This is a genomic window from candidate division KSB1 bacterium (assembly GCA_022562085.1).
In the GTDB taxonomy this organism is placed as follows: domain Bacteria; phylum Zhuqueibacterota; class Zhuqueibacteria; order Oceanimicrobiales; family Oceanimicrobiaceae; genus Oceanimicrobium.
Genome location: JADFPY010000307.1, coordinates 1 through 5,626 on the forward strand (window position 1 = coordinate 1; position 5,626 = coordinate 5,626).

A 5,626-nucleotide genomic window follows, 5' to 3' on the forward strand; every position below is an offset into this window, starting at 1 on the left:
TCCTCTTTTACAGATATTTCAATTTTTCCATTTTCCGTATTCGGACAACTTTCCCCATAAGCTCCAATTGTAAAATTATCAACTGGCAATGTAAATATGGCACAACCGCTACTATCTACTATGGTTCCTGCTGCTGTATTTGGACAATCATCTACATCATTTAAAATACCATCACCATCTCTATCCCCATCAATAATAGCAACATTCACTGTTAACAATGGAGATTCTCTACTACCAATCTTTACATAATACTTATTATCAGGACTTATAGCATCTTCCTGTCTAGTAGCAGTCCAAGAGACAGAGATGCTATTAGCTATAGCAAATGTTATTTCAGTACTAGTTATAATAACTTCATCTGGTTCTAACTCATCACTTATCTTGATTTCTTTCTCTAAAATTTTTTCCCCCTCTTTCATCTTTGAAAATACCTCTTTTCCATTTGTATAAAATTATTCTATCTTGTGATATTTTTTGAGCTTCCTGAGTTGTGCAAATATTCTATCTTTTTCTCTCATCGCTCTCTTGTCTTGCTTATTTTTGCGGTGTTTGTGTCTACGGCCTTCGGTGCACTCATTGCTATGTTCGGAGGATTGTTTATTATTTTTCTTTTTAGGGAGAAGCAGGCAGCTTCTCCTTTTTGTTTATAGGTTGTTCTTTTAATTAGGAATCCGACTGAGGTTATATGAGCAAATATTTTTCAATCGAGTCGGAAGTTAGCGCGGGGTTAGTTGTAAAAGGCTCAAAATTCATTGCAAATGCAGCTCCTGTTGCTGAAAAAGAAGAGGCAGAAAAGTATATTTCCACAATTTCAGCTCGGTTTAAAGAGGCCACGCATAATTGTTTTGCTTATAAAACAGGAATGGGTGATCAAGCGCTTTTTCGCTTTTCAGATGATGGTGAACCTTCGGGTACCGCCGGACGACCCATCCTGCAAGCCATTGAAACAAAAGATTTGACCAACATTGCCCTGGTTGTCACCCGATATTTTGGCGGCACCAAACTTGGAACAGGCGGTTTAATTCGAGCCTATAATTCCGCGGCGCTGGAGGCTCTGAATAAAGCAAAGATAGTTGCAAAATATCCTCAAATTATCTTGCGATTAAAATTTCCTTATGAATACACAAATGCGGCTCAGCACTTGATTAACAAATTTGGAGGAAATATTTTGGAAACTCAATTTGATGAGCAAACAGTCTACCGCGTTCAGCTCAAAACCTCCGATGAAATCGATTTTAGAAATGAACTGCAAAATGCCACCAGCGGAAAAATTATTGTTGAAAAAGTGAGCTGAGTTTTCCATTTTTTTAAAGTCCTTGTTTCATGCCAAAATAATCTCTAAATTTCATTTGTGTAAATTCGTGAAATTAGTGGTTTTTCATGCAGATAACCGAAATTTATCATTCAATTCAAGGCGAGTCCAGGTTTGCGGGATTGCCCTGTGTTTTCGTTCGCACCACCGGCTGCAATTTGCGCTGTGTCTGGTGCGATACGGAATATTCCTTTTATGGCGGGCAAAAGATGTCGCTTGATGAGATCGTCAAACAGGTTGAAAGTTATAATTGCAAGTTGGTAGAAATCACGGGGGGCGAGCCGTTGTTGCAAAAAGAAGTACCGGAATTAGCACGTCGTTTACTAGACAAAAAACAGACCGTGCTCGTTGAAACTTCCGGTGAGAGAGATATTTCAGTACTCGATAAACGAGTCATCAAAATTATGGATCTCAAATGCCCGGGGAGCGGGGAATCGCACCGGAACCGCTGGCAAAATTTGGAGCACTTAACTCCTGAAGACGAAGTAAAGTTCGTCATCAAGGATCGGCAAGATTACGACTGGTCTGTGCAGGCGGTCAAAAAGCACAATCTTGAGAGTCGAGTGAGGATTTTGTTTTCGCCGGTTTGGGGCGAATTGGATCCGAAGGATTTAGCACAGTGGATTTTGCGGGATAAATTAAACGTTCGCTACCAATTACAACTGCATAAATTCATCTGGTCTCCGGAAACAAAAGGAGTTTGATGTCATTTATTTATTCGAATCGATATTACGCCGACATCGGATTTCACGTCTTCCCGATACTAAAATATCAACAGGTGTTCGAGAAATTAATCGAGGAAGCCGGTCTAAATGATTCGGATTTTCTCGAGCCTGCCTCAGCGACCGATGCGGAGCTGCTTCTGATTCATACTCCTGAGTATTTGCAAGATCTTGCCGATTGCGCCTGGACGGAACGCACGTCTACCTCCGAGTTACCAATCTCAAAAGAAATCATCGATTTGTTTAAATTGGCGGCCGGCGGTACTATTTTAGCCTGCCGGGAAGCGCTTAAAAAGAGCTGGGCCGTTCATTTAAGCGGCGGTTTTCACCATGCATTTGCAGATAAAGCTGAAGGGTTTTGTTATGTGAACGATTTAGCTGTTGCAGCTAAGGCGATTCAAAAAGAAGGGCTTCTAGAAAAAGTTGCAATAATCGATTGTGATTTGCACCAGGGTAATGGCACAGCACTGATTTTTCAATGTGATCAAAGTGTTTTCACTTTTTCGATCCATCAACGGGATTTGTACCCGGTTAAACAAAAGAGTGACTTGGATATTCATTTACCAATAGGCACAACCGATGCAGAATACCTGCGGCATTTACAAAGTTCGATTCCCGGCATTTTAGATGAGTTTAATCCGGATTTGGTTTTATATCAAGCAGGTGCAGACCCATATAAAAATGACCAGCTTGGCAATTTATCCCTCACAATTTCCGGATTAAAACAGCGGGATCAATTTCTTTTTGAAGAATGTAAAGGCCGGAACATTCCGCTAGCTGTCACGTTAGGAGGTGGATATGCAGTTAACACTGAAGATACGGTACAAATTCATTTTAATACGTGCAAGAGAGCGTTAGAAATATTTAAATAGTGTTTGACCGAGAAGTCTAATTTAGCCCGTCTTTGCGGGGCGTTCCCTTCGGCTTGCTCAGGACAGGGTCTGTGCCGAGGCATCTCAGGATTAGCTAAATCGGAGATTGCTTCGCTTGAGAAACGCTCGCAAAGACCGTAGGAAATCGTGCCGCTAAAAGCCTGATTAAATTTCTTTTCCTATGCAAAACATCGAAATCAAAGCAAAATATGAGGATTTAGATCGAGCCGAAAATATCGCGAGAAAAGTCGGTGCTAATTTTGAAAGCTCGATTCATCAACTGGACACTTACTTCTTTGTAAAAAAAGGACGACTCAAATTACGCGAAATTTCTACTGGTGTTAGCCAACTCATTTATTATGTGCGTCCAAACGAAGCCGGGCCGAAGACAAGCGAATACCATATTTATCCGGTAGAAACTCCGAAACAACTGAAGGAAATTCTGGCCGCTGCCCTGGGAATATGGAAGAGCGTGGAAAAACAAAGAGAGGTTTATCTCTTTGATGAAGTGAGGGTTCATTTGGATAAAGTTAAGAGTTTAGGAAATTTTCTTGAATTTGAGGGAGTCGTTTCTCCCGAATCTGATAGAAGCAAAATTAGAGAGAAAGTTGATTGGCTGGTTTCGCAATTTGAGATTCGGAATCACGATTTGATCGAAGTCTCCTATTCTGATTTAGTTTAATTAAATTAATCAGTGTTAAATTATGCTAAAAATGGAGAAATTTATTGGTTTGAAGCGTTTCATTGATTAAATTACCGCAACTGATGAACAAACAGGGAGATGACATGTACGGATTTGTTATTAAATTAATGTTGATTATGTCACTAATAGTAACGCCTCTAATCCTTTCAGGCCAGGAAAGAGTTGACTGGAGCCGCTCCAAAGCAGAAAGCGCTAAATCTGCCGACTTTATACCGGCAATCTTCGGTAATGCAGCAATAGAATCTTTTGAAGGCGCTGAATTTCCGCCGAATGGCTGGAGCAAAATTACCAACCATGGCGGGGCCGGGTGGCAAAGAATTGTCATAGGCTCAGATGTTCCCGGATTTCAAAACGCGCCGGCGGTGGACGGACCACCAGGTGGCGGAGGCGCTGTTGCGATGGCTTCCTGGCGGACCGGGGATGCCGACAGCGTTCTCAGCACCGGACAGCCAACCGACCAGTGGTTAATTACACCCCAGATTCAAAGTGTGCAAGCCGGGGATTCACTAAAATTTTACTTGAAATATTTTCAAAAATTTAGCGATAATTTAGATGTCTGGTTTTCGACTGCAGTCGATACGATTGCTTTTACCACTGCGGATACCACCGACACCCTGGTTACAACTCTTGTTTTTAAGGACTCAAGCAGCAGCAATGAATGGACACAATATAGTTTTGGAATAACAGACTATGTGGATTCCGGCTCAGATATTTTTATCGCTTTTCGGGAGCATGTGCAGGATAATGCGATTGAGGGGGATGCCTTGTTTTTGGACCTGGTGGACGTAGCCGGTTTGATCACGAGTGTATCCGAGAGTCCCGAATTCCCGTCTGAATTTGTCCTCAAGCAGAATTACCCGAATCCGTTTAATCCTTCCACGCGACTTTCTTTTTCACTGCCGCAAAGTTCAAAGGTCACCTTAACGGTTCATAATCTACTGGGCCAGGTGGTGGCAACTTTGCTCGATGAAGTTTCTTATTCTTCCGGCAGCTATGACGTACAGTTTGATGCTGCAAATTTACCCAACGGAATTTATTTTTATAAAATTGCCGCGGGCAGCTTTAGGGAAGTTAAGAAGATGACTTTGCTGAAGTAAGATTCATTAATTACACAAATAGTGGAAAGCCGCTTTCAATAAGTGAGAGTGGCTTTTTCTTTTTTAAGTATAAAGCTATTTAACCGCCAAACCGCGCGGAAACTTCGGCTTTAGAAAATTGGGGGTGCGGTTTTGTCCAAGTTGAAATGAATGTTAGGCATACGCTCCCATGCATTTCTCAGTGGTGCCAAGGTTGTGAATCACTGTCTTTTTGGTATGATGCAATACGTGATGCTTTTCTCTAGCTTTATCAGTCAAAACACCGCAGATATGATAATCACCTTGGGAATTTGCAAATTTAAGTGATTGCAAATGCCCGTAATGGAATAAGTCTACAATCAGTGTACTATAAACAACTTTACTTATTTTTTCTTTTTTCTTCATTTTAATTATTCTTAAACCATTCAATAGTTTTTGTAAGACCTTCTCTCAATCCCACTTTAGACTCCCATCCAAGTTCTCTCTTTGCCTTGCTTATATCAGGACATCTAACATGAGGATCATCTATAGGCAATTTTTTGAATATGATATTACTCTTACTTTTTGTTAATTTTTTTATAAGTTCTGCAATCTCTTTTATTGTATGCTCATCAGGATTTCCTAAATTTACAGGGTCATTTATATTAGACATCATTAAATTATAGATTCCATTTATTAAATCCTCAATGTAGCAGAAGCTTCTTGTCTGTTTTCCATCCCCATAAACAGTAATGGGCTTATTGTTCAATGCCTGATTTATAAAATTTGGAACCGCTCTTCCGTCATTTTTTCTCATCCTCGGGCCATAAGTGTTAAAGATCCTAGCTATTCTAACATCAATTTTATGTATCCTATGATAAGCCATGACAAGCGCTTCTGAAAATCTTTTTGCTTCATCATAACAGCCCCTAGGGCCCACAGGATTGACATTGCCCCAATAG

The 5,626-nt window shown here is 40.7% G+C and carries 8 protein-coding genes; 5 read left to right on the plus strand and 3 right to left on the minus strand.

All coding sequences use genetic code 11. From position 1 onward, the window contains the following. Positions 1-419: hypothetical protein (locus IH879_18790; GenBank protein ID MCH7676973.1), on the minus strand; the 419-nt coding region annotated here is incomplete at its 3' end. Between the two features lie 266 nt (positions 420-685). On the opposite strand from IH879_18790, the gene IH879_18795 reads away from it, so the two are divergent. The 5 genes from IH879_18795 (at position 686) to IH879_18815 (ending at position 4,706) form a co-directional block, all read left to right on the plus strand. After that, positions 686-1,294: a YigZ family protein gene (locus tag IH879_18795; GenBank protein MCH7676974.1), complete on the plus strand. Its 609-nt coding sequence runs from the start codon at positions 686-688 to the stop codon at positions 1,292-1,294. 86 nt (positions 1,295-1,380) lie between these two features. After that, complete coding sequence (gene queE / locus IH879_18800) at positions 1,381-2,016, plus strand: 7-carboxy-7-deazaguanine synthase QueE (protein MCH7676975.1); 636 nt, start codon at positions 1,381-1,383, stop codon at positions 2,014-2,016. Continuing rightward, a complete protein-coding gene (locus IH879_18805) occupies positions 2,016-2,906 on the plus strand; it encodes a histone deacetylase (protein MCH7676976.1) in 891 nt (296 codons plus the stop codon). Before queE ends, IH879_18805 begins: the two co-directional genes overlap by 1 nt. A gap of 181 nt (positions 2,907-3,087) precedes the next feature. Further along, the gene (locus IH879_18810) at positions 3,088-3,588 is read left to right on the plus strand and encodes a class IV adenylate cyclase (protein MCH7676977.1); all 501 of its coding nucleotides are present in this window, start codon (positions 3,088-3,090) and stop codon (positions 3,586-3,588) included. Between the two features lie 137 nt (positions 3,589-3,725). Continuing rightward, on the plus strand, positions 3,726-4,706 hold the full coding sequence (locus tag IH879_18815) for a T9SS type A sorting domain-containing protein (GenBank protein ID MCH7676978.1): 981 nt from the start codon (positions 3,726-3,728) through the stop codon (positions 4,704-4,706). A 153-nt stretch (positions 4,707-4,859) separates the two neighbouring features. Here IH879_18815 and IH879_18820 read toward each other — a convergent pair whose 3' ends face one another. Both IH879_18820 and IH879_18825 read right to left on the minus strand, forming a co-directional pair. Beyond that, complete coding sequence (locus IH879_18820; GenBank protein MCH7676979.1) at positions 4,860-5,090, minus strand: hypothetical protein; 231 nt, start codon at positions 5,088-5,090, stop codon at positions 4,860-4,862. A 1-nt stretch (position 5,091) separates the two neighbouring features. After that, the coding region (locus tag IH879_18825; protein ID MCH7676980.1) for a GDP-mannose 4,6-dehydratase at positions 5,092-5,626 on the minus strand (535 nt) is incomplete at its 5' end.

What these genes read in the sequence shown, in the direction of transcription:
- IH879_18795 (MCH7676974.1), top strand. Translation starts at nt 686, where the DNA reads ATGAGCAAATATTTTTCAATCGAGTCGGAAGTTAGCGCGGGGTTAGTT.
- queE (MCH7676975.1), top strand. Translation starts at nt 1,381, where the DNA reads ATGCAGATAACCGAAATTTATCATTCAATTCAAGGCGAGTCCAGGTTT.
- IH879_18805 (MCH7676976.1), top strand. Translation starts at nt 2,016, where the DNA reads ATGTCATTTATTTATTCGAATCGATATTACGCCGACATCGGATTTCAC.
- IH879_18810 (MCH7676977.1), top strand. Translation starts at nt 3,088, where the DNA reads ATGCAAAACATCGAAATCAAAGCAAAATATGAGGATTTAGATCGAGCC.
- IH879_18815 (MCH7676978.1), top strand. Translation starts at nt 3,726, where the DNA reads ATGTCACTAATAGTAACGCCTCTAATCCTTTCAGGCCAGGAAAGAGTT.
- IH879_18820 (MCH7676979.1), bottom strand. Translation starts at nt 5,090, where the DNA reads ATGAAGAAAAAAGAAAAAATAAGTAAAGTTGTTTATAGTACACTGATT.